This window comes from Plantactinospora siamensis (assembly GCF_042434095.1).
Taxonomy (GTDB): domain Bacteria; phylum Actinomycetota; class Actinomycetes; order Mycobacteriales; family Micromonosporaceae; genus KBS50.
This window is the reverse complement of sequence record NZ_JBHLUE010000017.1, coordinates 210,932-236,075: the sequence shown is the minus strand read 5'-3', so window position 1 is coordinate 236,075 and position 25,144 is coordinate 210,932. Positions and strand designations below refer to the sequence as shown.

Annotated in this window: 28 protein-coding genes and 1 pseudogene; 6 read left to right on the top strand and 23 right to left on the bottom strand. The window is 73.0% G+C overall.

The features are described 5' to 3' along the window. Nucleotides 1–15 precede the first annotated feature (15 nt). The 11 genes and pseudogenes from ACFFHU_RS21590 to pgsA form a co-directional block, all read right to left on the bottom strand. On the bottom strand, nucleotides 16–525 hold the full coding sequence (locus ACFFHU_RS21590; RefSeq protein ID WP_377341624.1) for a MarR family winged helix-turn-helix transcriptional regulator: 510 nt from the start codon (nucleotides 523–525) through the stop codon (nucleotides 16–18). A gap of 33 nt (nucleotides 526–558) precedes the next feature. Continuing rightward, the gene (locus ACFFHU_RS21585) at nucleotides 559–1,281 is read right to left on the bottom strand and encodes a GNAT family N-acetyltransferase (protein WP_377341622.1); all 723 of its coding nucleotides are present in this window, start codon (nucleotides 1,279–1,281) and stop codon (nucleotides 559–561) included. A gap of 184 nt (nucleotides 1,282–1,465) precedes the next feature. Beyond that, the gene (locus ACFFHU_RS21580; protein ID WP_377341620.1) at nucleotides 1,466–1,861 is read right to left on the bottom strand and encodes a PIN domain-containing protein; all 396 of its coding nucleotides are present in this window, start codon (nucleotides 1,859–1,861) and stop codon (nucleotides 1,466–1,468) included. Beyond that, nucleotides 1,858–2,070, bottom strand: a complete 213-nt coding sequence (locus tag ACFFHU_RS21575) for a type II toxin-antitoxin system VapB family antitoxin (protein WP_377341618.1) — start codon at nucleotides 2,068–2,070, stop codon at nucleotides 1,858–1,860. Before ACFFHU_RS21575 ends, ACFFHU_RS21580 begins: the two co-directional genes overlap by 4 nt. 52 nt (nucleotides 2,071–2,122) lie before the next feature. Then, nucleotides 2,123–2,872 (bottom strand): YebC/PmpR family DNA-binding transcriptional regulator, encoded by a 750-nt coding sequence (locus tag ACFFHU_RS21570; RefSeq protein ID WP_377341616.1) that lies wholly within the window; start codon nucleotides 2,870–2,872, stop codon nucleotides 2,123–2,125. A 154-nt stretch (nucleotides 2,873–3,026) separates the two neighbouring features. Next, entirely contained in the window at nucleotides 3,027–3,659 is a 633-nt protein-coding gene (gene pdxT / locus ACFFHU_RS21565; RefSeq protein ID WP_377341614.1) for a pyridoxal 5'-phosphate synthase glutaminase subunit PdxT, read from the bottom strand. Nucleotides 3,660–3,734: 75 nt separating this feature from the next. Next, nucleotides 3,735–4,649, bottom strand: coding sequence for a pyridoxal 5'-phosphate synthase lyase subunit PdxS (pdxS, locus tag ACFFHU_RS21560; protein WP_377341612.1), 915 nt, complete (start codon nucleotides 4,647–4,649; stop codon nucleotides 3,735–3,737). A gap of 143 nt (nucleotides 4,650–4,792) precedes the next feature. Next, a complete protein-coding gene (locus ACFFHU_RS21555) occupies nucleotides 4,793–5,299 on the bottom strand; it encodes a hypothetical protein (protein WP_377341610.1) in 507 nt (168 codons plus the stop codon). Nucleotides 5,300–5,426: 127 nt separating this feature from the next. Then, entirely contained in the window at nucleotides 5,427–6,587 is a 1,161-nt protein-coding gene (locus ACFFHU_RS21550; RefSeq protein ID WP_377341608.1) for a glycosyltransferase family 4 protein, read from the bottom strand. Between the two features lie 153 nt (nucleotides 6,588–6,740). Continuing rightward, nucleotides 6,741–7,637 (bottom strand): annotated as a pseudogene (locus ACFFHU_RS21545) (phosphatidylinositol mannoside acyltransferase); the annotation flags it as partial. Between the two features lie 50 nt (nucleotides 7,638–7,687). After that, on the bottom strand, nucleotides 7,688–8,317 hold the full coding sequence (pgsA, locus tag ACFFHU_RS21540; protein ID WP_377341606.1) for a phosphatidylinositol phosphate synthase: 630 nt from the start codon (nucleotides 8,315–8,317) through the stop codon (nucleotides 7,688–7,690). 241 nt (nucleotides 8,318–8,558) lie between these two features. Between pgsA and ACFFHU_RS21535 the strand changes: the two genes are divergently transcribed. After that, a complete protein-coding gene (locus tag ACFFHU_RS21535) occupies nucleotides 8,559–10,727 on the top strand; it encodes an elongation factor G-like protein EF-G2 (protein ID WP_377341604.1) in 2,169 nt (722 codons plus the stop codon). Nucleotides 10,728–10,845: 118 nt separating this feature from the next. Continuing rightward, nucleotides 10,846–11,334, top strand: a complete 489-nt coding sequence (locus ACFFHU_RS21530) for a hypothetical protein (protein ID WP_377341602.1) — start codon at nucleotides 10,846–10,848, stop codon at nucleotides 11,332–11,334. Between the two features lie 35 nt (nucleotides 11,335–11,369). Here ACFFHU_RS21530 and ACFFHU_RS21525 read toward each other — a convergent pair whose 3' ends face one another. The 3 genes from ACFFHU_RS21525 to ACFFHU_RS21515 all read right to left on the bottom strand — a co-directional run bounded on the left by ACFFHU_RS21525 (nucleotide 11,370) and on the right by ACFFHU_RS21515 (nucleotide 15,164). Continuing rightward, nucleotides 11,370–11,885, bottom strand: coding sequence for an HIT family protein (locus ACFFHU_RS21525; protein WP_377341865.1), 516 nt, complete (start codon nucleotides 11,883–11,885; stop codon nucleotides 11,370–11,372). A 26-nt stretch (nucleotides 11,886–11,911) separates the two neighbouring features. Then, nucleotides 11,912–13,912, bottom strand: a complete 2,001-nt coding sequence (gene thrS / locus ACFFHU_RS21520; RefSeq protein WP_377341864.1) for a threonine--tRNA ligase — start codon at nucleotides 13,910–13,912, stop codon at nucleotides 11,912–11,914. A gap of 448 nt (nucleotides 13,913–14,360) precedes the next feature. After that, the gene (locus ACFFHU_RS21515; protein WP_377341600.1) at nucleotides 14,361–15,164 is read right to left on the bottom strand and encodes a polysaccharide deacetylase family protein; all 804 of its coding nucleotides are present in this window, start codon (nucleotides 15,162–15,164) and stop codon (nucleotides 14,361–14,363) included. A 233-nt stretch (nucleotides 15,165–15,397) separates the two neighbouring features. On the opposite strand from ACFFHU_RS21515, the gene ACFFHU_RS21510 reads away from it, so the two are divergent. After that, on the top strand, nucleotides 15,398–16,087 hold the full coding sequence (locus tag ACFFHU_RS21510) for a response regulator transcription factor (RefSeq protein ID WP_377341598.1): 690 nt from the start codon (nucleotides 15,398–15,400) through the stop codon (nucleotides 16,085–16,087). 29 nt (nucleotides 16,088–16,116) lie between these two features. Continuing rightward, the gene (locus ACFFHU_RS21505; protein ID WP_377341596.1) at nucleotides 16,117–17,511 is read left to right on the top strand and encodes a HAMP domain-containing sensor histidine kinase; all 1,395 of its coding nucleotides are present in this window, start codon (nucleotides 16,117–16,119) and stop codon (nucleotides 17,509–17,511) included. Nucleotides 17,512–17,516: 5 nt separating this feature from the next. Here the strand turns inward: ACFFHU_RS21505 and ACFFHU_RS21500 are convergent, their stop codons facing one another. After that, the gene (locus ACFFHU_RS21500; protein WP_377341595.1) at nucleotides 17,517–17,954 is read right to left on the bottom strand and encodes a VOC family protein; all 438 of its coding nucleotides are present in this window, start codon (nucleotides 17,952–17,954) and stop codon (nucleotides 17,517–17,519) included. Between the two features lie 147 nt (nucleotides 17,955–18,101). On the opposite strand from ACFFHU_RS21500, the gene ACFFHU_RS21495 reads away from it, so the two are divergent. Next, nucleotides 18,102–19,070, top strand: coding sequence for a helix-turn-helix transcriptional regulator (locus tag ACFFHU_RS21495; RefSeq protein WP_377341593.1), 969 nt, complete (start codon nucleotides 18,102–18,104; stop codon nucleotides 19,068–19,070). 327 nt (nucleotides 19,071–19,397) lie between these two features. On the opposite strand, the gene ACFFHU_RS21490 is transcribed toward ACFFHU_RS21495, so the two are convergent. After that, nucleotides 19,398–20,186 (bottom strand): trans-aconitate 2-methyltransferase, encoded by a 789-nt coding sequence (locus tag ACFFHU_RS21490; RefSeq protein WP_377341591.1) that lies wholly within the window; start codon nucleotides 20,184–20,186, stop codon nucleotides 19,398–19,400. Between the two features lie 237 nt (nucleotides 20,187–20,423). Between ACFFHU_RS21490 and ACFFHU_RS21485 the strand changes: the two genes are divergently transcribed. Beyond that, on the top strand, nucleotides 20,424–20,624 hold the full coding sequence (locus tag ACFFHU_RS21485) for a hypothetical protein (protein WP_377341590.1): 201 nt from the start codon (nucleotides 20,424–20,426) through the stop codon (nucleotides 20,622–20,624). Nucleotides 20,625–20,792: 168 nt separating this feature from the next. Here the strand turns inward: ACFFHU_RS21485 and ACFFHU_RS21480 are convergent, their stop codons facing one another. The 7 genes from ACFFHU_RS21480 to ACFFHU_RS21450 all read right to left on the bottom strand — a co-directional run bounded on the left by ACFFHU_RS21480 (nucleotide 20,793) and on the right by ACFFHU_RS21450 (nucleotide 25,011). Next, a complete protein-coding gene (locus ACFFHU_RS21480) occupies nucleotides 20,793–20,996 on the bottom strand; it encodes a cold-shock protein (protein WP_091424054.1) in 204 nt (67 codons plus the stop codon). A gap of 288 nt (nucleotides 20,997–21,284) precedes the next feature. Next, nucleotides 21,285–21,557 (bottom strand): DUF4235 domain-containing protein, encoded by a 273-nt coding sequence (locus tag ACFFHU_RS21475; protein ID WP_377341588.1) that lies wholly within the window; start codon nucleotides 21,555–21,557, stop codon nucleotides 21,285–21,287. Then, nucleotides 21,554–21,865 (bottom strand): DUF3618 domain-containing protein, encoded by a 312-nt coding sequence (locus ACFFHU_RS21470; protein ID WP_377341586.1) that lies wholly within the window; start codon nucleotides 21,863–21,865, stop codon nucleotides 21,554–21,556. The genes ACFFHU_RS21475 and ACFFHU_RS21470 overlap by 4 nt, the downstream gene beginning before the upstream one ends. Beyond that, nucleotides 21,862–22,296: a phage holin family protein gene (locus ACFFHU_RS21465; protein ID WP_377341584.1), complete on the bottom strand. Its 435-nt coding sequence runs from the start codon at nucleotides 22,294–22,296 to the stop codon at nucleotides 21,862–21,864. The genes ACFFHU_RS21470 and ACFFHU_RS21465 overlap by 4 nt, the downstream gene beginning before the upstream one ends. A gap of 135 nt (nucleotides 22,297–22,431) precedes the next feature. After that, entirely contained in the window at nucleotides 22,432–23,640 is a 1,209-nt protein-coding gene (locus ACFFHU_RS21460) for a mechanosensitive ion channel family protein (protein WP_377341582.1), read from the bottom strand. Nucleotides 23,641–23,744: 104 nt separating this feature from the next. Next, nucleotides 23,745–24,566, bottom strand: coding sequence for a DUF1206 domain-containing protein (locus ACFFHU_RS21455; RefSeq protein WP_377341580.1), 822 nt, complete (start codon nucleotides 24,564–24,566; stop codon nucleotides 23,745–23,747). A gap of 70 nt (nucleotides 24,567–24,636) precedes the next feature. After that, complete coding sequence (locus ACFFHU_RS21450; RefSeq protein ID WP_377341862.1) at nucleotides 24,637–25,011, bottom strand: hypothetical protein; 375 nt, start codon at nucleotides 25,009–25,011, stop codon at nucleotides 24,637–24,639. Between the last annotated feature and the right edge of the window lie 133 nt (nucleotides 25,012–25,144).

The following is a 25,144-nucleotide window of genomic DNA, read 5'->3' as shown; positions in this document are numbered from 1 at the left end:
GCTCGCTGCGCTCGCTCATGTCGTCGTTCCCCCCTCGTGTTCGCCGACCCGGCCGGCCGGTCGATCATTCGCCGGCCCGGCCAGCCGGTCGACCGTGCGCAGCGACCGTTCGAGCGCCGCGCGGTCCTCGTCCGGCAGCCCGGCCAGCAGCTCCCGCAGCTTCGCCGCGCGCGCCCGGCGGCGCTCCCGGATCCGGTCCCGCCCGGCGGCCGTGGCGCGTACCAGCACCACCCGTCCGTCGGCCGGGTCACCGGCCCGCTCGGCGAACCCGCAGCGTTCCAGCCGCGAGACCAGCTGGGTCATGGCCGGTTGGGTCACCCCCTCGGCGACCGCGAGGTCGGAGAGGCGGTGCGGGCCGAGGTCGTCCAGCCGGGACAGCACCGACGCCGCGGTGAGGCTCAGCCCGTCCGGAGCGGTGGCCCGGCGGAGCAGCCGCATCAATCGCTCGAAGTCGCTGGCCAGCTGGTCGAGCTCGGCGTCGGCCGCCGGCCGCTCGCCCGCGCGGTCGGCCGGGGATGTCGTCACCCGGCCTTTATATCAGCGACTTATAGAAGCAGCTTATATACCTGGCCGAACTGTTGCCGGCGCCACATCGTCCCCGTGGTCCGCCGCAAGCGCCAGACCGTCCCCGTGGTCCGCCGCCGGCGCCACGTCGACCCCGCGGTCCGCCGCCAGCGCCGCCTCGATCGCGTGGTCCGGCGCCGATGCCACGTCGGCGGCGCCGTCCGCCGCCCGCCACTCGGCCGCGAGCAGCGCGTAGATCGCCTCGTCGGTCCATTCGCCCTTGACGAACTCGTTCTGCACCAGGTGCGCCTCGCGTCGCATCCCCAGCCGCTCCAGCACTCGCGCCGACGCGGTGTTCCGGGCATCCAGCCGGCCGACGACGCGATGCAGGCCCAGCCACTCGAAGCCGAGTCGCAGCATCTCGGCGGCCGCCTCGGTGGCGTACCCGCGCCCGGCCGCGGCCGGGTGGAAGACGTACCCGATCTCGCCCTGCCGGTGTTCCGCGCTGGTCCACGCCAGCATGACGTCCCCGACCAGCCGGCCGGTCTCCCGGACCACCACGGCCAGGTTCAGCGCGTCGCCACCGGTCCGCAGCGCGGTGCGGCGCAGCCGGCGCTCCAGGGAGGCCCGGGTGGCCGCCTCGTCGTCGGGCTCCTCGTAGAGGTAGCGCACCACGTCCGGCCGGGACCGGTAGGCGTGCAGCGCGGCCAGGTCGGTGGGCTCGAAGGGACGCAGGTCCAGCCGCGCGGTCCGGATCGGGTAGTCGGGGGTCAGCACCCGGGCAGGCTACGCCGACGGCCCGACGTCCGTCGTGCCGATATCGAACCGTCGGCGGTACGTCGTCACGGCCCGAGATCCGTCTATGTGGATCCGGTGTGGCGGCGGGTCAGCCGACGGCCTCCATGACCTCGTCGGAGACGTCTGAGGAGACACCTGGACAACTCGACCCGCGAGAAACCCGCTAGGTGATCCGCTCCTGCTTCAGTTGCGGCACCAGCCGGGCCACTGTTTCAAAGTCAGCGTCCTGGTGCAGCACCACCAGCTTCAGGCGGATCGCGGTGGCGATCAACAGGTGATCCGCCACGGACAGTCCCTGGTGTGCGCTCTGACCGGCAAGTTCCTGCCGCACCACCCGCACGAGCTGCCAGGCATCCTCCGGCACCGGAACCCATGGATAGATGTCCCGCAGGTCCCGCTCGACCCGCTCGTACGCCTTCGCATCCGCAATAGTGAGTGTCTCCACCAGCACCGGGTCACAGATCGCAATCAGTCCACGAGAAGCCAGATCGAACCACTCGTTGCCCACCTGGCGGCGGACCATCCGGACCAGGGCGCTGGTGTCGATCAGGTACTTCACTGGTCGATCTCGTCCAGCCGGTCGAAGTGAAAGCCACCCTCATCGGCGACCTCCTGGAGATCGGCAAGCGCTCGCTGACGTCGCTCGCGACTGGTCTCCACCGCCTGCCGCAGGGCCTCGGTCACGGTTTCCTTCTTGGTCCCGGTGCCGAGCGCGGCGGTCGCTTCCGCCAACAGGTCTTCATCGAGGTCCAGCAGGGTCTTGGCCATGAAACACCTCCCGGACAAGGATATATCCGGGAGGTGCGTATATCTCGTGTGACTAGCCGACGGCCTCCATGACCTCATCCGAGACGTCGAAGTTGGCGTAGACGTTCTGCACGTCGTCGCAGTCCTCGAGCACGTCGATCAGCTTGAAGATCTTGCGCGCGCCGTCCTCGTCCAGCGGAACGTTGACGCTGGGGATGAGCGACGACTCGGCCGACTCGTACTCGATGCCCGCGTCCTGCAGCGCCGACCGCACGGCCAGCAGATCGCCCGGCTCGCTCACCACCTCGTACGCCTCGTCCAGGTCGTTGACCTCCTCGGCGCCCGCGTCCAGGACGGCCATCAGCACGTCGTCCTCGGACAGCTCCCCCTTGGGGACGATCACCACGCCCTTGCGGGTGAACATGTACGACACCGAGCCGGCGTCGGCCAGCGAACCGCCGTTGCGGGTCAGCGCGGTGCGCACCTCGGTGGCGGCCCGGTTGCGGTTGTCGGTGAGGCACTCGATCAGCAGCGCGACGCCGTTCGGGCCGTACCCCTCGTACATCACGGTCTGCCAGTCGGCGCCGCCGGCCTCCAGGCCGGAGCCGCGCTTGACCGCGCGGTCGATGTTGTCGTTCGGGACCGAGCTCTTCTTGGCCTTCTGGATGGCGTCATAGAGCGTCGGGTTGCCGGCCGGGTCGCCGCCGCCGGTCCGGGCCGCCACCTCGACGTTCTTGATCAGCTTGGCGAACATCTTGCCGCGCTTGGCGTCGATGACCGCCTTCTTGTGCTTGGTCGTCGCCCACTTGGAGTGGCCGGACATCTGCTACCTCCGTCGCTTCCCGCCGTCTGCCTCGGCCGCACCGCACGACCCGCCGACTCCACGCGGAGATCCCCGTCGGTGCGGGGTGGACAGCCGTGGCGGGCAGAAGGCCCTGCCGAACCCATCAATCCTACCGAGGTCGGCCCGTCGGGCGTCAGGGGCGGTCCGCCGACTCCACCAGCGCCTTCCGGACCAGCTCCACGAAGTACGCGTGCACCCGGTGGTCGCCGGTCAGTTCCGGGTGGAATGAGGTGGCCATCAGGTTGCCCTGGCGGACCGCCACGACCCGCCCGGCCGCCGGCCCCTCGGTCACCCGGCCGAGCACCTGGACGCCCTCGGCCAGGTCCTCCACCCAGGGCGCCCGGATGAAGACCGCGGCGAACTCCGGGCCGGGCATCCCGTCGATCAGCACCGGCACCTCGAAGGAGTCCACCTGGCGGCCGAAGGCGTTGCGCCGGACCGTCATGTCGATGCCGGCGAAGCTCTGCTGATCCGGCCGGCCGTCCAGGACCCGGTCGGCCAGCATGATCATGCCGGCGCAGGAGCCGTACGCCGGCATGCCGTCGGCGAGTCGCTTGCGGATCGGGTCGAGCAGCTCGAACGTCTCGGCCAGCTTGCTGATGGTGGTCGACTCCCCGCCGGGGATCACCAGCGCGTCGATCTCGTCCAGCTCGGCCGGCCGGCGCACCGGTACGGCCTGGGCGCCGGCCTCGGCGAGCGCCCGCAGATGCTCGCGGACGTCGCCCTGCAGCGCCAGCACCCCGATCACCGGCTCACGGTTTTGCAACGGTCCCCCTCCGGAGGCGTTAACAGGGGGCCCTTCCTATACCAGAAGCGATAAGAAGGGGCCCTTCCTTCCAGCTCACCAGCCGCGTTCGGCGAGGCGGTGGGGCTGGGGGACGTCCTCGACGTTGATCCCGACCATCGCCTCGCCCAGGCCCCGGGAGACCTTGGCGAGCATGTCGGGGTCGTCGTGGAAGGTGGTGGCCTTGACGATCGCGGCGGCCCGCTGCGCGGGGTTGCCGGACTTGAAGATGCCGGAGCCGACGAAGACGCCCTCGGCGCCGAGCTGCATCATCATGGCCGCGTCGGCCGGGGTGGCGATGCCGCCCGCGGTGAACAGCACCACCGGCAGCTTGCCGGCCGCGGCCACCTCCTTGACCAGCTCGTACGGCGCCTGCAACTCCTTGGCCGCGACGAACAGCTCATCCTCGGGCAGCGACTGCAGCCGGCGGATCTCCTGGCGGATCTTCCGCATGTGCGTGGTGGCGTTGGAGACGTCCCCGGTGCCGGCCTCACCCTTGGACCGGATCATGGCGGCGCCCTCGGTGATCCGGCGCAGCGCCTCGCCCAGGTTGGTGGCGCCGCACACGAACGGCACGGTGAACGCCCACTTGTCGATGTGGTTGGCGTAGTCGGCCGGGGTGAGCACCTCGGACTCGTCGACGTAGTCCACGCCGAGGGCCTGGAGGATCCGCGCCTCCATGAAGTGGCCGATCCGGGCCTTGGCCATCACCGGGATCGAGACGGCGTTGATGATGCCGTCGATCATGTCCGGGTCGCTCATCCGGGACACGCCGCCCTGCGCCCGGATGTCCGCCGGGACCCGCTCGAGCGCCATCACCGCGACGGCGCCGGCGTCCTCGGCGATCTTCGCCTGCTCCGGGGTGACCACATCCATGATCACGCCGCCCTTGAGCATCTCGGCCATCCCGCGCTTGACGCGGGCGGTGCCGACGACGGGGCTTGCGGCGGGCTGGGCGTTGGTCTCCGACACGGTGTCCTCACTCTGTCCGGGGGCATGACTGCGCTGCTGGGAGCGATGTGCTGGCAGGAACGATTTTACGTTCCGTCCGAACACCGTCCGACGGCCAATCGAGACCCCGGTGGCCTGCCCTGTGGCGCGGATTACCCCGAGGGTCAGCGCACCGGGACGTCCGGCTGGACGGCAAGGGTCGGATCATCGATGTCGAAGTAGCCCGGCCGGTCGTGCCGGCGGGACATCCGGAACAACCTCACAATCCGCCTGTTACGGGCAAAAAGCGCATCGCGCACCAGGTCGGTATGCACCTGCCGGGCCAGCGCCAGCCGCCGGCTGGCCGCCACCACGGCCGCGGCCGGCGGATCGTCCAGCCGGAGCGCGGTGCGCCGCAGCTGCCGGGTGAGGTCGTTCTCCGCGGCCTCCCGCTCACTCGGCTCGGCGTCCAGCGCCAGCCGCGCCGCCGCGTACAGCTCCGTCGCGTACCCCCGCTCCTCGGCCAGCACCGCCGCGGCCGCCGCCCGGCGCAGCAGGTGGGCGTCCAGGGCCCGGCCCGCCGCGGCCGCCCGGTGATGCAGCCGGTCCACCCGGGCCGAGGTCCATCCGAGGTACGCCGCGCCGAACGCCACCAGCACGACCGTCCCCAGCACCCACCACATTCCCGGCATCGTAGTGCGGCCTCCCCCCGGCACCGACCCGGCGCCACCGCGCGTACCCGGCACGGCTGCTCGCCGTCACGATAGCGGCCGACCGGCCCGCCGCGCGGCGACGCAGGTCAGCAGGCTGCGACGCCGGTCAGCGCGAGGCGGTCCACCCCGCGTCCACCACCCGGCCGTCGGTGGCCTCGATGGCCGTCTCGTACACCTCCAGCACCCGGCGGGCCACCACCGGCCAGTCGTACCGGGACACCACCTCGGTGGCGCAGCCGGCCAGCCGGTCCCGTTCGGCGGGGTCGTCGAGCAGCCCGGCCAGGGCTGCCCGCAGCCCGGCGGCGTCCCCGGTCGGGAAGAGCCGCCCGGCCCGGCCGCCGTCGAGGACCCGGCGAAACGCGTCCAGGTCGCTGGCCACCACCGGGGTTCCGGCCGCCATCGCCTCGGTGAGGATCATGCCGAAGGACTCGCCGCCGGTGTTCGGGGCCACGTACAGGTCGACGCTGCGCAGCATCCGCGCCTTGTCCGCCTCGCTGACCAGGCCCAGGTGGGTGATCCGGCCGTGCAGCTCGGCCGGCACGCCGGCGAACAGCTCGTCCGGGTCCCCCGGACCGGCCACCAGCAGGCGCAGCCCGGGCCGGTTTCGGGCGAGCGGGACGAACGCGTCGCGCAGCACCGGAAAGCCCTTGCGGGGCTCGGTGAACCGGCCGAGGAAGCCCAGCGCGCCCCCGCTGCCGGCGCCGGTCGGTCCCGGCCACCCGGGCAGCGGCTCGGCCCCGGCGAACTTCGCCACGGCCACCCCGTTGGGAATCTCCACCGCACCGCCGTCCAGGTGCTCCACCTGGACCCGGCGGGCCAGCGCGCTCACCGCGATGCGCGCGGTGATCTTCTCGAGCACGAGTTGCAGGAGCCCCTGCGCCGCGGACAGCGCGCGGGACCGGGTCATCGCGGTGTGGAAGGTGGCCACCACCGGCCCCCGGGCCGACAGCACGGCGAGCATCGAGATGCTCAGCGTCAACGGCTCGTGCACGTGCAGCACGTCGAAGGCGCCCCGGGCAAGCCACCGCCGGACCCGGGCGGTGGAGACCGGCCCGAACGCGATCCGGGCCACCGACCCGTTGTACGGCAGCGGCACGGCGCGGCCGGCCGGGACCACGTACTCCGGCAGCGGGGAGTCCTCGTCGGCCGGAGCCAGCACGCTCACCCGGTGGCCGAGCCCGATGAGGGCCTCGGCCAGGTCCGTCACGTGGTTCTGCACGCCGCCGGGTATGTCGAACGAGTACGGGCACACGATGCCGATCCGCACCCCTCCCCCTCCCCCGCGCTCTCAGGCCGGCCCGGACGCGGCCGGCGAACCCGGCCCGGACGCGGCCGGCGAACCCGGCCCGGACGCGGCCGGCGAACCCGGCCCGGACGCGGCCGGCGAACCCGGCCCGGACGCGGCCGGCGAGCCCGGCCCGCGGCGCCGCCCGGTCGGCTCGTCCAGCCACATGCGTTGCAGCATGTGCCAGTCCTGCGGGTGCCGGGCGATGCCGGCGGCGAGCTGGTCGGCGATGCGCTGGGTCACCACGGCGACCCGCTCGGACAGGGTGCCCGACTCGGGCGCGGGCAGCTCGATCGGGCCCACCAACCGGCCGCACGCGGCGTCCGGTTCGAACCACATGTCCGCCGTGTACAGCGGCGCCCCGGTGCGCAGGGCGAGCAACGCCGGACCGGGCGGCATCCGGGTCGCCTGGCCGAAGAACGTCACCGGCACGCCGCTGCGGGAGAGGTCCCGGTCGGCCAGCAGCGGCACCACATGCCCCTTACCCAGCCGGTCGGCGAGGATGCCCAGCGGGTGCTGCTCGCCCCCGGTGAGCGGGATGATCTCCATGCCGAGACCCTCGCGGAACTCGACAAACCGGCGGTAAACGCTCTCCGGCTTGAGCCGCTCGGCCACCGTGGTGAGCGGCCAGCCCATGCCGGTCACCCAGGCGCCGGCCGCGTCCCAGTTGCCGCCGTGCGGCAGCGCCACCACGACGCCGCGGCCGGCGGCCACCTCCGCGGCGAGCACCTCCTCGCCGGCCAGCCGGAACCGGCGCCGGATCCCGGCCCGGTCCGTCCTCGGCAGCCGGAACGCCTCCATGAGATACCGGGCGTACGACCGCAGCCCCCGCCGTACCAGATCATCCAGCTCGGCCGGCGCGACATCCGGCCCCACGACGCGCCGCAGGTTGTCACGCAGCCGGCGCACGCCGGGGCCGCCGCGCCGGTACATCCGATCGGCGCCCGCGGCGAACGCGGCGGCGGCCAGCGGGCGGGGCACCGTACGGACCAGGCGCCAGCCGGCCGCGTAGCCGAGATCCACCAGGCTCACGCCGGGCCACCTCCCGGACCGGTCGCCCGGCTTCCGGCCGGGGCGATGGGTCACGCGTCCGCACCCAGCTCGGACCGCTGCGCCTGCCGGTACACGTGCGCGATGCGCTGCCCCACCGTGATCAGGGAGAGGGCGGCCAGCAGCCAGAGCGCGGCCGGCAGCGCCCAGCCGACCCCGAGGCCGGTGAACAGGCCGCCGACGCCAACGATGATGAGGCGTTCGGTGCGCTCGGCGATGCCCACGTTGCAGGTCATCCCGAGCCCCTCGGCGCGCGCCTTGACGTACGAGACGAGCTGGCCGAGGACCAGGCTGAGCAGGGCGGCCGCCACCCCGGCGTGATCGCCGCGGGTGGCCAGCAGGTAGGTGACGGCGCCGAACACCGCGCCGTCGGCCACCCGGTCCATGCTCGAGTCGAGAAACGCCCCGAACCGGCTCGACCGGCCGCGCAGCCGGGCCATCGTGCCGTCCAGCAGGTCGGTGAGGGCGAAGAAGGTGACGATCAGGGCGGCCGGCACCAGCTGGCCCCGGGCGCCGAAGCCCAGCGCTCCGACCAGGCAGCCGGCGGTGCCGGTCACGGTCACCGCGTTGGGCGAGACGCCGGCCCGAAGCAACCGGCGGGCGAGCGGCTCGACGACGCGGGTCAGGGCACCGCGTACGGACACTTGGAAGATCTTTGCCATGGCGGGTCCCACGATAACGGTCGGCGCCGGCCGGCGGATATGGCCGGTCGTGCTCAGTTACGCCCGCAGGGTTGTGTCGGGCTCATTACAGGTGTGGGATCGGAATAAGGAACGTGAGCTACCTCACCACAGAACACTTCGGGTGAACGGCGCGCAACGGGCCGGGGAGGATGTCGCCCCTGGATCGCCCGGGCCGCTCCCGCAGCGCGGCGGTCGCCACCCACGCGAGGGAGGTGCGCCCATGGCGCAGAAGAATCAGGAGAAGGGGGTCACCGGCGCGGCGCCGGTGGTGACCGACCCCGGCAGGGTTCGCAACGTGGTGCTGGTCGGGCACTCCGGAGCGGGAAAGACCACGCTGGTGGAGGCACTGCTCGCGGCGACCGGTGCGATATCCCGTGCCGGCACCGTCACCGACGGCACCACGACCTGTGATCACGACCCGGCCGCCGTCCGACAGCAGCGGTCGGTCGCGCTGGCCTGCGCGCCGGTGCTGCACGAGGGCGTCAAGGTCAACCTGCTGGACACCCCCGGGTACGCCGACTTCACCGGTGAGCTGCGCGCCGGACTGCGCGCGGCCGACGCGGCGCTGTTCGTGGTCTCCGCGGTCGACGGCATGGACGCGGCCACGGCGGCCCTGTGGGAGGAGTGCGCGGCCGTCGACATGCCGCGGGCCGTGGCCGTGACCCGGCTGGATCACCAGCGGGCCGACTTCGACGAGACCGTGGCGCTGTGCCAGCGGGTCTTCGGCGACAACGTGCTGCCGCTCTACCTGCCGATGCTGGGCGACGACGGCGAGTCGGTGGCCGGCCTGCTCGGGCTGATCACCCGGCGGGTCTTCGACTACACCGAGGGACTGCCGGCGGCGGTCCGCGAGCCCGACCCGGAGCACCTGCCGGCCATCGCGGAGGCCCGGAACGAGCTGATCGAGGGCGTCATCGCGGAGAGCGAGGACGAGACCCTGATGGACCGCTACCTCGGCGGCGAGGAGATCGAGGTCGAGGTGCTGATCGCCGATCTGGAGAAGGCGGTGGCGCGCGGACATTTCTACCCGGTGGTCCCCGTCTGCGCCGAGACCGGCCTCGGCGTCGACGCGCTGCTGGAGGTGCTGACCTCCGCCTTCCCGTCGCCGCTGGAGCACGACCTGCCGGTGGTGACCGGCGTGGACGGCAGCCCCCAACCGCCGCTGATCTGCGATCCGGACGGCCCGTTGGTGGCCGAGGTGGTCAAGACCACCGTCGACCGGCACGTCGGGCGCGTCTCGCTGGTCCGGGTGTTCTCCGGGACGCTGCGACCGGACGCGACCGTCCACGTGGCCGGGCACGGGATGGCCGACCGCGGTCACCCGGACCACGACGCCGACGAGCGGATCGGGCACGTGTACAGCCCACTCGGCGCCGCCCTGCGCGAGGTGCCGGAGTGCGTGGCCGGCGACATCTGCGCGATCACCAAGTCGGGCACCGCCGAGACCGGCGACACCATCTCGGCCAAGGAGACGCCGCTGCTGGTGGCGCCCTGGGAGATGCCCGAACCGCTGCTGCCGGTGGCCATCGTGCCGCGCAGCCGGGCCGACGAGGACGCGCTGGCCAAGAACCTGGCCCGGCTGGTGGCCGGCGACCCGACGCTGCGGCTGGAGCGCAACCCGGAGACCCACCAGCTGGTGCTGTGGTGCATGGGCGAGGCGCACGCCGACGTGGTCCTCGACCGGCTCCGCAGCGGCGGCGTGGACCTGGACACCGAGCCGGTCCGGGTGGCGCTGCGGGAGACCCTCGCGGTCGCCTCCACGGGGCACGGGCGGCATGTCAAGCAGTCCGGCGGGCACGGCCAGTACGCCGTCTGCGACATCGAGGTCGAGCCGCTGCCCCGCGGCTCCGGCTTCGAGTTCGCCGAGCGGGTGGTCGGCGGGGCGGTCCCGCACAACTACATCCCCTCGGTCGAGAAGGGCGTGCGGACCCAGCTGGACCGCGGCCTGGTGGCCGGCTACCCGGTGGTGGACCTGCGGGTCACGCTGGTGGATGGCAAGGCGCACAGCGTCGACTCGTCCGACGCGGCGTTCCAGACGGCCGGCTCGCTGGCCCTGCGCGACGCCGCCGAGAAGGGGCAGGTCACCCTCCTCGAACCGGTGGACGAGGTGACCATCAAGATCCCCGATGACTTCGTGGGCGCGGTGATGAGCGACATGTCCGGACGGCGCGGCCGGGTGCTGGGCACCGAGGCCGATCCGGCCAGCCCGGGGCGGACCCTGGTCCGCGCCGAGGTGCCGGCCACCGAGCTGGTGCGGTACGCCGTCGAGCTGCGCTCGATGACCTCGGGCGCCGGCACGTTCCGGCGGACCTTCGCCCGGCACGACCCGATGCCCCAGCACCTCGCCGAACAGGTCCGCAAGGAACACGCCGCCCGCACCGGCCACTGAGCGAGGAAGGAAGGGCCCCTTCCTATCGCTTTCTGTATAGGAGGGGCCCCTTCCTAACCCTCCCGGCCCGGGCGGCGGCGGGACGCGGCGGCCGGGCGGTGGGCCTAGGATCGACGGCGTGCTGCGGATCGGTGTGGACGTGGGTGGAGTGCTGATCGAGCCGTCCGACGATGACGAGGACACCTCGTTCTTCGGCCCGAACTTCCTGCACACCCCGGCCGTTCCCGGCGCGCTCGACGGCCTCGCCGCGCTGATCCGGACGGCGGATCCGGACAACGTCTTCCTCGTTTCGAAGTGCGGCGAGAGCACCGAGGAGCGCACCCGGCAGTGGCTTTCGCACCATGACGCCTTCCGACGGACCGGGCTGCGCCCGGAGCACCTGCGGTTCTGCCGCACCCGCCCGGCGAAGGCGCCGATCGCCCGGGACCTGGCGCTGACCCACTTCGTCGACGACAAGCTCGAGGTGCTGTCGTACCTGACCTCGGTGCCGCACCGCTACCTGTTCCGGCCCCGCGAGCCGGAGGTGGCCGCGCACGCCGGGCAGCTGCCGGCGGTGCGCCGGGTGGAGAGCTGGCCCGAGCTGGTCGCGGCCCTCACCGCCGGCTGACCGCGCCCGGAGCCGGCGCCGGCGGCCGACGCCGCTCAGACCTCGGACCAGGCGCCGGCCAGCAGGTCCCGGGTGTCGGTGAGCAGCTGCGGCAGGACCTTCGTCCGGCCGATCACGGGCATGAAGTTGGCGTCCCCGCCCCAGCGCGGCACCACGTGCTGGTGCAGGTGCGCCGCGATCCCGGCCCCGGCCACCGCGCCCTGGTTCAGCCCGATGTTGAAGCCGTGCGCGCCGCTCACCTTCCGGATCAGCCGCATGGCCCGCTGGGTGAAGTCGGCCAGCTCGGCGGTCTCCTCCGTCGACAGCTCGGTGTAGTCGGCCACGTGCCGGTACGGGCAGATCAGCAGGTGTCCCGGGTTGTACGGGTACCGGTTGAGCAGGGCGAACACCGACTCGCCCCGGTGGACCACCAGGCTGTCGTCCCCGCCCAGCCCGGGCGCCTGGCAGAACGGGCAGCCGGCCGGCTTCTCGTACCCGCCGGCGGGCGTGTCCGCCCCGGAGATGTACGTCATCCGGTGCGGCGTCCAGAGCCGTTCGAGCCCGTCGGCCAGGTCCGCGTCGCGGTCCGCGCCCCCGGTCACGCTTCCCCGCCCTCGGCCGAGGGGCCGGCGTTGGTGCGCGAGCGGACGATCTCCACGACGTGCGCCACGGCCTCGTCCAGCGGTACGCCGTTGCGCTGCGAGCCGTCCCGGTAGCGGAACGAGACCGCGCCGGCCGCCACGTCGGCGTCGCCGGCGATCGCCATGAACGGGATCTTCTGCTGCTGCGCCGTCCGGATCTTCTTCTGCATCCGGTCGTCCGACATGTCCACCTCGGCCCGGATCCCCTGGGCGCGCAGCTGGGCGACGAACTCGTCCAGATGCGCCGCGTGCTCGTCCCGGATCGGGATGCCCACCACCTGCACCGGCGACAGCCAGGCCGGGAACGCCCCCGCGTAGTGCTCGGTGAGCACCCCGAAGAACCGCTCGATCGAGCCGAACAGCGCCCGGTGGATCATCACGGGCCGCTGCCGGCTGCCGTCCGCGGCCTGGTATTCCAGGTCGAACCGCTTGGGGAAGTTGAAGTCGACCTGGATGGTCGACATCTGCCAGCTCCGTCCGATGGCGTCCCGGGCCTGCACCGAGATCTTCGGGCCGTAGAACGCCGCGCCGCCCGGGTCGGGCACCAGCTCCAGCCCCGACTCGTCGGCCGCGGCCTGCAGCGCCGCGGTGGCCGCGTCCCAGTCCTCGTCCGAGCCGATGAACTTGGGCGAGTCGTCCCGGGTGGACAGTTCCAGGTAGAAGTCCTCCAGGCCGTAGTCGCCGAGCAGCTCGAGCACGAAGCTCAGCAGCGACTTCAGCTCGCCGGCCATCTGCTCGCGGGTGCAGTAGATGTGCGAGTCGTCCATGGTGAGCCCGCGCACCCGGGTCAGCCCGTGCACCACGCCGGACTTCTCGTACCGGTAGACCGCGCCGAACTCGAACAGCCGCAGCGGCAGCTCCCGGTAGGACCGCCCCCGGGCCCGGAAGATCAGGCAGTGCATCGGGCAGTTCATCGCCTTGAGGTAGTAGTCCGAACCTTCAAGGTGCATCGGCGGGAACATCGTGTCCGCGTAGTAGGGCAGGTGACCCGAGGTCAGGAACAGCTGCTCCTTGGTGATGTGCGGGGTGTTGACGAACGAGTAGCCCGCCTGCTCGTGCTTGATCCGCGAGTAGTTCTCCAACTCACGGCGGATGATCCCACCCTTCGGGTGGAAGACCGGCAGACCCGAGCCGATCTCGTCCGGGAAGCTGAACAGGTCCAGGTCCGCGCCGAGCTTGCGGTGGTCGCGCCGCGCGGCCTCCTCCAACAGCTTCAGGTACGCCTTCAGCGCGTCGCGGGTCGGCCAGGCCGTGCCGTACACCCGCTGCAGCTGCGGGTTGCGCTCACTGCCCCGCCAGTACGCGGCGGCCGAGCGCATGAGCTTGAACGCGCCGATCAGCCGGGTGTTCGGCAGGTGCGGCCCGCGGCACAGGTCCGACCAGCAGACCCTGTCCTCGTTCGCGGCAAGGTTGTCGTAGACGGTGAGCTCGCCCCCACCGACCTCCATCACCTCGGCCGAGTCGAGGCCCTCGCCCTTGACGTCGATCAGCTCCAGCTTGTACGGCTCCTCGGCCAGCTCGGCCCGGGCCTGATCGGTGCTGTCGTACCGCCGCCGGCGGAACCGCTGCCCCGACTTGATGATCTCCTGCATCCGCTTCTCGATCCGGGCGAGGTCCTCCGGCTGGAACGGCTTGGGCACGTCGAAGTCGTAGTAGAAGCCGTTTTCGATGGGCGGCCCGATGCCGAGCTTGGCCTCCGGGAAGGTGTCCTGCACCGCCTGGGCCAGCACGTGCGCCGTCGAGTGGCGCAGCACGTTCAACCCGTCCGGCGAGTCCAGCGGCACCGGCTCGACGGTGACGTCGGCCTCGGGGGTCCAGTCCAGGTCGCGCAGCCGGCCGGCGTCGGGGCCGGTCGTCTCGCGCACCACGACGATGGCCCGCGGTCCGGCGCCGGGCAGGCCCGCGGCGGCCACGGCCGCGGCGGCCGTCGTCCCGGCCGGCACGGCGATGGGCTCCATCGGCGGGGCGGCGGCGAGCTGCGCTGCGGACACTGGGTGCTCCTCGATTGTCGGAACGGACCGGACGGACCCGGACCGGGGCACCCGGTCGGGATTCGCAGGCGGCCCGGTCGTGCCCCGGCCGCACTGCGATGCTAGTCGCCCGCCCCCGTCCACCCGCCCATCCCCTCCGCCCATCCCACTCACCCATCCCCTCCACCCGCCGTCGCCCGCACCCTCGCCCGTCGATCATGGGACTTGTTGCGCACCCCGCGCGGAACCGCGCCGTGGATCCCATGATCAACGCAGACCGAGACCGGGGGGCCAGGGCCGGGGCCGGGGCCGGGGCCGGGGCCGGGACCGGGGCCGGGACCGGGACCGCGACCGGGACCGGGACCGGGACCGCGACCGGGACCGGGACCGGGACCGCGACCGGGACCGGAGCCAGGCCCGGGCGGGATGGGTGGAGTCAGAGGCGGGGGGTGGAAGGTGGGGTGGCGGCGGCGAGGAGCTCGGAGACGGTGACCAGGCGGAAGCCGCGGCCGCGCAGGCCGTCGATCATGGCGCCGAGCTGCCGCAGGGCGACCAGCCGGGTGTCCGCGCCGACGTCGTGGGCCAGCACGATGGATCCGCGCCGGGCGTTGTCGACGATGTCGGTCACCTGCGCCGGCGGGTCGTGCTGGAACATCTCCTCGCGCATCTGCTGGGACCACATCACCACGTCGTAGCCGAACTCGTCCGCCACGGTGAGCGTGCTGCCGCCCAGGTGTCCCCACGGCGGCCGCATCAGGGTCGGGGTCCGGCCCAGCAGCCGGCGGATCGCCTCGTCGGCGCGCTCCAGCTGGTCCCGCACCCCGGCCTCGTCCAGCTCGGCCAGGTCCCGGTGCGCCCAGGTGTGGTTGCCGACCTCGTGCCGGCCCAGCCGGCCGCGGAGCAGGTCGGCGTACCGGGTGAGCCGCTCGCCGACCATCATGAACGTGGCCGGCGCCGCCGCCCGGTCCAGGATGTCGAGCACCATCGGCGTCCAGCGCGGGCCGGGACCGTCGTCGAAGGTGAGCGCCACCAGCGGTTCGGTGGTCGAGACGTGCCACACCACCGGGACCTCGCCGCGGGCCGACCAGACCCGGGCCACCCCGGCCGGCGCGTACCCGCCGCTGATCGGCAGGCGATCGGGCCCCAACGGCCACCGCGGCGCCACCAGCGCCGCCCCGGCCGCCGCGCCACCGGCGGCCAGCAGCGCACCGGTCACCACCTGCCGTCGATGGATGCCCATGTCCACACCTCCCCCGTGTGACCACAGCCGGCACCGCTGGGTGGCCGACACATTAGCGTCAAGTGTCAACCGGGGTGGTCCCGAAAGCGGGGCGGCGCCGAACGGCGACATGGATCACATTCGAGGCCCGGCGAGCACGCACGGACATCGACCGGTCACCCGTACGGGGGCAAGGCCGCGTGTCCGGCGGACCGGATCGGCCGTCGGCTTGCCAAGGGCAGTACGGTCTGGGGGTGGCGACGGTACTTCTGGTCGAAGACGATCACGTCGTCCGCGGCGCGATGTTGCGTTCCCTGGCCGACCGGGGCCACGCGGTGCACGCGGTCGGCACCGCGCTCGACGCGCTGCGTCGGGTGGCGGCCGAGACACCGGATCTCGTGGTGCTCGACCTGGGGCTGCCGGATCTGGACGGCGCGGACGCCCTGCGCATGCTGCGGGGCATCACGGACATCCCCATCATCATCGCCACGGCCCGCGACGACGAGCAGGCGATCGTCCGGCTGCTGCGGGCCGGCGCCGACGACTACATGGTCAAGCCGTTCACCGGCGCCCACCTGGACGCCCGGATCACCACCGTGCTGCGCCGAGCCGGCCGGGCCAGCAGGGCGGCCACGCCGGCCGTGCACCAGGTGGGCGAGCTCCGGGTCGACGTGGGCGAACGCAGCGCCACCCTGGACGGCGTGCCGCTGGCGCTGACGCGGAAGGAGTTCGACCTGCTGGCCTATCTCGCGGCCCGACCCGGCCGGGTAGTCTCCCGCCGGGAACTCTTGGAGGAGGTATGGCGGCAGCCATCGGTCGGCGAGGACCAGACAATCGACGTACATCTTTACTGGCTACGCCGCAAAATGGGCGAGTCCGCAGCGAAGCCCCGCTACCTGCGCACCGTGCGGGGGGTCGGGTTCCGGTTGGTGGCACCGGACTGAGACTGGCGCTGGCCTATCTCGGCGCCGGCATGGCGACGATCATCGCGCTGGTGTTTCTCATCCCCCTCGGGTTGGCCTGGCAGGACGCCGTCCGCGGCGAGGTGCTGGCCGACGCGGCGCAGCGCAGCGCCACGGTGCAGGGCGCCCTGGCGGTCAGCCGGGACCCCAAGGTCGTGCAGAAGGTGCTCGGCACCATCGGGGACGATCCGACCCGGCGTCCGGTCGTGCACGGGCTGGACACCGGGGGCATCGTGCGGGCCAGCGACGAGGACGTGGAGCGGGCCAAGGAGCGGGGGGCGCCGATCGTCGTACCGGTGTCGGACGGGGTGGTCCGGCTGGAACCCGTGCCGCTCGGCCCGGAGATCGGCGTGGTGGAGGTGTTCGTCCCCAACTCGGAGCTGGACCGCGGCAGCGGCGGCCGCTGGCTCGCCCTGGTCGCCATCGCGCTCGGCCTGGTGGTGGCCTCCGTGGTGGTGGTGGACCGGATCGCCGCCCGCGCGGTCACCTCGGCCCGGGAACTCGTCCAGGCCGCGGTGGCGGTCGGCGACGGTGACCTCGACGTACGGGTCCAGCCCAGCGGGCCGCGCGAACTGGCCGAGGCGGGCTGGGCGTTCAACCGGATGGCCGACCGGCTGGTCGTGTCCCGCACCGACGAGCGCGAGCTGGTGGCCGACCTGTCACACCGGCTGCGCACGCCGCTCACCGTGCTGCGGTTGGACGCCGACGCCCTCGACTCGGACGACACCAGCGTGGGCTTCTTCACCGAGGCCGAGCTGGACCGGCGCCGGACCATCCGGCGGATCCGCCAGGCCATCGTGACGCTCGAGGGCGAGATCGACGTGCTGATCAACACCACCCGCAAGAGCGTGGCCGCCCAGGAGGCCGGGCCGGGCATGTGCGACGCCAGCGAGGTGGTGCGGGACCGGATGGTGTTCTGGGCCGCACTGGCCAGCGACCAGAACCGGACGTACCAGGTCCTCGGCGCGCAGCTGCGGATCCCGGTGGCGGTGCCCCGGGCCGAACTCGCGGCGGCGCTGGACGCCGTGCTCGGCAACGTCTTCCGGTACACGCCGCAGGGCACCGCGTTCGAGGTCGCGGTCTCCCGGCGGGACGGATACGTGGCCATCCGGGTCGACGACGCGGGCCCGGGCATCGCGAACCCGGACCGCGCGCTGCGGCGGGGCGCCAGCGATCAGGGCTCGACGGGGCTGGGACTGGACATCGCCCACCGGGTGGCCCGGCAGGCCAACGGCTCGGTCAGCATCGCGCGGGCCCGGTTGGGCGGCGCGAGCGTGGTCATGCTGCTGGCCGACCCGGACGCCACGCCGAAGCAGGTGAGCCGGTTCGGTCTGGTCGGTCGGCTGGCCCGGGAACGGGACTCGGCCACGCGGCGCTGGCCCCGGCCCCGGGGCCGGCAGGAGTAGCGAACTCAGTCGAGGCAGAACTCGTTGCCCTCCGGGTCGGCCAGGACGATGTGCCCGGCCTCCAGCGGCGGCGCCGGCTCGTGGCGACGCAGCCGGGTGGCGCCGTGCGAGACGAGCCGGGCGGCGGCCGCCTCCAGGGCCGCCATCCGGGCCTCGCCGTCGAGCCCGGGGGCGGCGCGTACGTCCAGGTGCACGCGGTTCTTCGCCCGCTTCGGCTCGGGCACCCGCTGGAAGAACAGCCGCGGTCGGGCGCCCTCGGGATCGACCAGCGCCGAGGCGTCGTTGTGCCGCTCGGCCGGCACGCCGAGCGCGGACAGGGCCTCCTCCCACGAGGCGAAGCCCGCGGGCGGGTCCTGCAACCGGTAACCGAGCGCCTCGGCCCAGAACGCCGCCAACCGGCCCGGGTCGGCGCAGTCGAACGTGATCTGTACGTCGTGGGTCATGTCAGTGCGCCTCCGGTCGGATCCGCTGATCATTCCGCCGGCGGGTGTCGAGGCCGGCGATCCGGTTCGGGTGTTCAACGATCATGTCCAGCATCCTCGCGTCGATAGCGGACAGGAACGGTCCGCGAATGATGAGAGAATTCGCCGGTGACCGTGGAGGCGACCGCCGGCCGGGTGCTGCGGCTGCTGATGCTGCTGCAGCGCCGGCGATCCTGGACCGCCGGCGAGCTCGCGGCCGAGCTCGGCGTGACGGACCGCTCGGTGCGGCGGGACGTGGAGCGGCTGCGCGCGCTCGGCTATCCGGTTTCCGCCACGGCCGGCGTCGGTGGCGGCTACCGGCTGGGCGCGGGCGCCCGGCTCCCGCCGCTGCTGCTCGACGACGAGGAGGCGATCGCCACGGCGGTGTCCCTCCGGCTGGCGGCCGGCGGGACGGTCACCGGAGCCGGCGAGGCGGCGCTGCGCGCGCTGGCCAAGCTCGACCAGGTGATGCCGGCCCGGCTTCGTGCCGCGGTGCAGGCGGTGCACGGCGCCACCGAGACCCTGCTCGGACCGGCCGTCGAGATCGACCCGGAGCTGCTCATGACCCTGGCTCGGGCATGCCGGGACGCCGTGCGGGTGCGGTTCCGGTATCCGGACCGGGACGGCGGGGAATCGGATCGCACGGTCGAGCCGGTGCGGATGGTCACCACCGGACGCCGCTGGTACCTCATGGCCCGGGACGTCGACCGCGACGACTGGCGCACGTTCCGGTTGGACCGGATGCGCGCGGCCGCGGCGACGACGTGGCGGTTCGAGCCCCGCGAGCACCCCGATCCGGTCGCCTACGTACAGCGGTCCGTGGCCGAGTCGCCGTACCGGTACCTGGCCCGGGTCCGGCTGCGCGCGCCGGCCGACCGGGTACGCGAGCGGGTGCCGCCCCAGGTCGGGCGGGTCGAGGACGACCGGGACGGGTGGTGCGTGCTCGTGGTGGCCGGGGACGACCCGGGCTGGCTGGCCATGCACGTGGCCCGGTTGGGCTTTCCGGCGGAGGTGCTGGAGCCCCCCGAGCTGCGCCGGGCCGCGGCCCGGCTGGCCCGCCAACTGGCCGAGCTGGCCGACGCCGGGCCGGCTGACTAAGTGATCAATCTTCTGCGGTGGTGCAAGTTTGGCTTAGGTCTCGGTTAACGTCGGACCGGTTCGCGGACGGGGCTGGCAACATCACAGGGGATCCCAACCCGCTCCACCGGACCAAAACGCCCCCCAGTGCGTCCCACCCCCGGTGCGGTGGAGCAGAGTGCGCGCGGCGGGGCCCGGTCCCCCACACCATGTCCCGCCGCGCGCGCACCGCCGCCTGTCGGCCCCGGATCGCTGGCCCGGCGCGGCCGCCCGCAGCACCCCGCGCCGGGCCAGCCACCTTACCGACCTGTGTGGATCATGCCGGCGCGGCGGTGGCCAACCGTCCGGTCACGAGCCGGCCTCCGCGCCGGGCCGGGCGACGAAGAAGATCCGGCGGAACGGGAACAGCACCCGTCCCGCGCGGACCGGATACGCCCGGACGAGTTCCGCGACCAGCTCCCGCCGGAAAGTCAGCCAGTCCGGACCATCCCCGAGCACCGCCCGGACGGGCCGCAGCGCCGTACCCTCCATCCAGGACAGCACCGGATGCGCATCCCCCGCGGCCGGCAGCAGATGCAGGTACGTGGTTTCCCATGCCTGCACGTCGCACCCCGCGTCGAGCAGCAGCTCGGCATAGCCGGCGGGCTCGGAGACCGGATCGACGCGCAGCGCCGGCAGCACCCGGTCCCGCCACCGCGGCCGGCCGGCCACCTCGTACAGGGCGCGATGGGACGGGGCCGTGAAGTTTCCGGGCACCTGGACGGCGAGCCAGGAGCCCGCCGGCAGCGCCGCCGCCCAGGACCGGAGCAGCTCGTCATGGCCGGGCACCCACTGCAGCAGCGCGTTGGCCACCACCACGTCGGTCCGGGGGCCCGGCCGCCAGTCCCGGACGTCCGCCACCTCGAACCGTACGGGTGTCTCCAGCCGCCGCGCCCGATCGATCATCTCGGCCGACGAGTCCAGGCCGGTGATCCGGGCCCGCGGCCACCGGCCGGGCAGCGCGGCCGTCTGGGTGCCCGGTCCGCAGCCGAGGTCCACCACCTCGCGCGGATCCTCGGCGCCCACCCGGGCGAGGAGGTCGACGAACGGCCGCGACCGCTCGTCGGCGTAGCGCTGATAGGTGCTCGGGTCCCACACGGCGGCCTCCAAACCGTACGTACGTCTTGGTTAGACTACGACCGGCGACCATCCCGCACAACCGGGGTGGCGACTCGACCGACTCGCGAGGATGCGGGACCCTGGTGCGTCCGGCGCGCCCGAGCGGCTCGACCGGCGGGTCCGGCGCGCTCGACCGGCGCGTCCGGCGCGTCCGGCGCGCCGGACGGGCGGACGGGCGGACGGGCGGACGGAACGGACGATGGAACGGGGGATCCGATGAGGGCGTGGCTCGTGTTCGCGCTGGGGCTGCTGGCCACCGTGGTCGGCGCGCTCTGGACGGTGCAGGGCCTGGGCTATGTGGGCGGCAGCGTGATGACCGGCGACCGGTTCTGGGCGATCGCCGGCCCGGTGGTGAGCCTGGTCGGGCTGGCGCTGATCGCGATCGGCCTGCGCCGGCGCCGCCGCGGCCTGCCGTGACCTCCGTCGACCATGGACCTGTGGTGCAGGGATGGACAGCCCTTCGCCGGCGCCACAACTCCATGATCGACTGACGGTCGGGGGACGCGAAAAGGCCCCGCATCCTGCAGGGATGTGGGGCCTTTCGGTGGTCCGTGGTGCCAAGCCCGGCCGCGACCGGGACCCGGATCAGATGGGGCGGACCTGCTCCGCCTGCGGGCCCTTCTGACCCTGGGCGATCTCGAACTCCACCCGCTGGTTCTCCTCCAGCGTGCGGTAGCCGCTGGACTGGATGGCCGAGAAGTGGACGAACACGTCAGCACCCCCGCCGTCGACGGTGATGAAGCCGAAGCCCTTGTCTGCGTTGAACCACTTCACGGTTCCCTGCGCCATGTGTATCTCCTTCTAAAACTGGCGGCCGAGCACGCCGTGCGGCCGGTTGGCCGTTTTCGAGCAGCGGCGCTTGAGTCGGCCTCCCAGGAAGGAGACTTCTCTCAAACCACGCCATCTCGCAACGGCGTGGATCAGCAAACCACGTACGCAAAAACTTCGCACAGCCTACCCGACGAAATTCTCCGACATGTGACCTGAAGGACGGCCGGTCCGCCGGGATGGGTGCGCGGGACGGGACAGATCCGCCCGGCGGACCCGTCGCTGGACGGGCCTGCCGGGCGGTTCGCCTCACTTGGGCCAGGAGCCGGTCAGCCGCTTCACCCCGACGGCGCCGCTGCGGTCGACGGCCGCGCGGACCACCGCGAAGATCGCGCCCTGCAGGGCCGCGGCGGCCAGCACCTCGCCCCAGCCGCGGTGCTCGTCGGTGGCGTCCGGAGCGTCGTCGTCCCCGGCCGCGATCTTCCAGACCTGCTTGAACACGGCGCCGGCGATCAGGCCGGCGCCCATGCCCAGCAGCAGTCCGACGGGCTTGTAGGCAACCTTGTTGATCGCCTTGCTCACCGACGCCTCCCTCGAATCACCAGCACCACGGCCACCGCGACGAGCACGCCGCCCACCACGGCCGCCCAGGGCACCGGGTCCTGCCGGACCGCCTCGGCGGTCTGGCCGGCCTGCTCGCGCACCCGCTCGACCCGCTGCAGCGCCTCGTCCCGGACCCGGTCCTTGGTCTGCGCGGCCGACTCCTTGAGCCGGGCCTTGACGTCGGCCTTGGCTGCCAGCGCCTGGACCGTCTCACCGAGAGCGGCGCGGGTCTCCTGGATCTCCGCCCGCAGCGCCTCGGGGTCCTGCTTTCCGTTGTTGACGGTCATGCCCGCCTCCCATCCTTGACCGCCGCACTCACCGTGTTGACGTCCGCCCGCAGGCTGTCGGCTGCGGCCGATGGTACGGGCGGGACCGCGCGGCGGACCTGCTTCCGTCCGATCAGCGCCAGCACGCCGGCGACGGCGAAGAGCACCACGGCCACGATCAGCGCGGACAACCACGCCGGAATGGCCAGCGCCAGCAGCATGATCACCGCGGCCACCAGCGCGCCCAGGCCGTACAGGGCCAGCGCCCCGCCCCCGCCGAACAGCCCCACGCCGATGCCCGCGTGCTTACCCTTCTCGGTCAGCTCGGCGCGAGCCAACGCCAGCTCGTCCCGGATCAGCGTCGACACCTGTTCGGTGGCCCGCTGCACGAGTTCCGCGGTCGACTGCTCACCGCCGGGCCTGGACCGGCTGCCCTCCACGACCTCCGCCATGATGCCCTCCTTTCCACGTCCACGGGCTGTATGCCCCGGGTTCGCGCCGATCAATCCTGGTCACGCCGGCTACTCCGGCGGGCCGGAACCGGCGAACCCGCACCGGACGGGAGGGAATGGACGGGCCCGCCCGACCTACGGGCGGGTTCCGGCGTCCACCGGCTCCTCCGGCCCGACGAAGACGTTGCTGCGGGCCTCACCGTCGTCGCTGCCGCCGAAGACCCGGGCGTCGTCCGGCACCTCCTCGGCGTCGGCCCGTGCCGCCGCCGGGTGCCGGCGCTGCGCCCACTGCCACGGCAGGTGGCCGCCGGCGTCGCCGTACTCGGTGCGGGTGCGCGGCAGCGCGACCGGCCGGCGGTCCCGGATCCACGCCACCAGGTGCTCGCGGACCAGGCAGCGCAGGTCCCACAGCCGGCCGGCGTCCGCCGCGCTGATCAACGCCCGGACCCGGACCATGCCGCCCACCGCGTCGGTGACCTGCAGGACGCAGACCCGCCCGTCCCACAGGTCGGTCCCCTCGGCCAGGCGCCGCAACTCCTCCCGCATCTCCTGCACCGGCACGGCCCAGTCCACGTCGAACTCCGCGGTGCCGAGCACGGCCGCCTGGGTCCGGGTCCAGTTCTGGAACGGCTTGGTGGTGAAGTACGACGTGGGCAGGACCAGCCGGCGGTCATCCCAGATGTGCACGACCACATAGCTGAGGGTCAGCTCCTCGACCCGGCCCCACTCCCCCTCGACGACGACCACGTCGTCGAGCCGGACGGCGTCGCTGAACGCCAGTTGCAGCCCGGCGAAGACGTTGGCCAGCACGCTCTGCGCGGCGAGTGCGGCCAGCGCGCCGATCACGCCGGCGGAGGCCAGCACGCTGGTGCCGATCGCCCGGACCGCCGGGAAGGTCATCAGCATGACCCCGAGGGCGAGCACGACGATGATCGCCACGGTCAGCCGGCGCAGCAGGTTCACCTGGGTACGCAGCCGCCGGGCCTGCCGGTTGTCCGAGACGTCGGTGCGGAACCGGGACAGCGCGGTGTCCTCGGCGGCCAGCAGCAGCGCGCCCACCAGCCAGCCGGTGGTGGCGATGACCAGCAGCACGAGGAAGTGCAGCACGGTCTGCCGCCAGTTGGTGCCGATGGCGAACTGGCCCGTGCCGATCCGGACGGCCACCTGCACGGCGAACACCGTGGCGGCCACCTGGAAGGGCCGGTGGGCGTGGTCGGCCAGCTCGGCCATCAGCTGAAGGCGCCGGCCGAGCCGGCGGATCACGCGGTGGATGATCTCCACCGTCAGCAGCGCGAGGGCGGCGGCCGCCAGGGCGGCTCCGAGCGTCCAGAGATAGGGCTGCACGAACTCCTGCTCCTACCGTCGGTAGCGGAAAAGGTCGGCAGCACCCAAGGATGCTCCGACCTCTTCCGTCTCGTCCAGTTCTGCCCCGCCGGCGCGGGCGCAGGTCACACCTTTCGGTAGCGCGCCTGGATCACGCAGTACCCGGCGAAGGCGGCGATGCCCAGCGCCACGAGGGTGAGCAGGAACGGCCCGTACGGCTTGTCGGCGAGGGTCCGCAGCGCGGCGTCCAGGCCGCGCGCCTTCTTCGGCTCGTACTGCACGGCGGCCGTGACGACCAGCACCCCGGCGACCGCCAGGGCCACGCCCTTGGCGACGTACCCGGCCATGCCGAGCCGGCGGGCGAGCTTACGGGTGCGCGGGCTCATCTGACCGGTCTTGAGCTTCTCCTGGAACTTCTTCTTCCAGCCGAAGACGATCAGGCCAACTCCCAGCGCGAGCACCCCGAGACCGACCAACCCGACCAGCACCCGGCCGGCGCCGTTCGACATGAGCTGGGCGCTGAGCGCCTGCTGCTTGCCGGCGCTGGACTGCTGGGCGTCGGCCACCACCTTGAAGGCGGTCCAGGCGAACCAGCCGTACAGCACGGTCCGGGCGGCCGAGCCGATCCGCTCCATGGTCCGGGACCGGCCCTGCTCGGTCTGGTGTCCCACGGCCGCTTCGAGCAGCTGCCAGAGCGCCATGGCGGCGAGGCCGATGCCGATGATCACCAGCAGGGTCTTGCCCAGCGGCTTGTCCGCGAGCGTCTGCATGGCGCCCGTCTGGTCGCCCTCCTGGCCCGTGCCGCCCCAGGCGATCTGCAGGGCCAGCCAGGCGAAGAGCAGGTGCACGATGCCGTACCCGATGAAGCCCACCCGGGCCAGCATCTCCAACGGCTTGCTGTTCGCCGCCCGAGATGCGGTGGCGTGGGTTCCAGAGGTGACGGACATGGCCCCCAGAATCACCGATCGGCCCGGATCTCAAACCTGTCCGGATGCGCCGGGCCGCCGGTGGGGGCGGTCAGGAGCTGCGGGTACGGCCGACGCGGAGCACCGCCTGCTGGTCGTTGACCGCCTCCACCGAGACGTACAGGCCGCCCACCCGGGCCGCCTGCTCCTCGGTGGAGAGCACCAGCTGCTCGCCGCCCAGCTGCACGGTCACCGTGTCGGTGGAGGCGCCGATCAGCCGGGCGTCCACGCCCAGCACGCTGGTCCGGGCGTCCACGCCGCGGTCGAAGGTGACGAGGCAGTAGTCCAGGCCGCACTCGCGCTCGGTGTGCTGGGCGCCGCAGCCCGCCAGGCCGGCCAGCCCCAGCGTCACGGCGGCGAGGGCGCCGGCGGCGCGGCGTTGCCGGGGGATGCGGCCCGGCAGCGGGGGGTTGCCGCCCCGGATCATCGGGCCGTTGCCGCCTCGGATCATCGGGCCGTCGCTGCCTCGGATCATCGCGCAAGGGTACGAGGCCCGCCGACGGTATGCCCAGGACCGCGCGGCGGCGACCGGCCGCCGGGCCCGGCGGCCGGCTACGGTA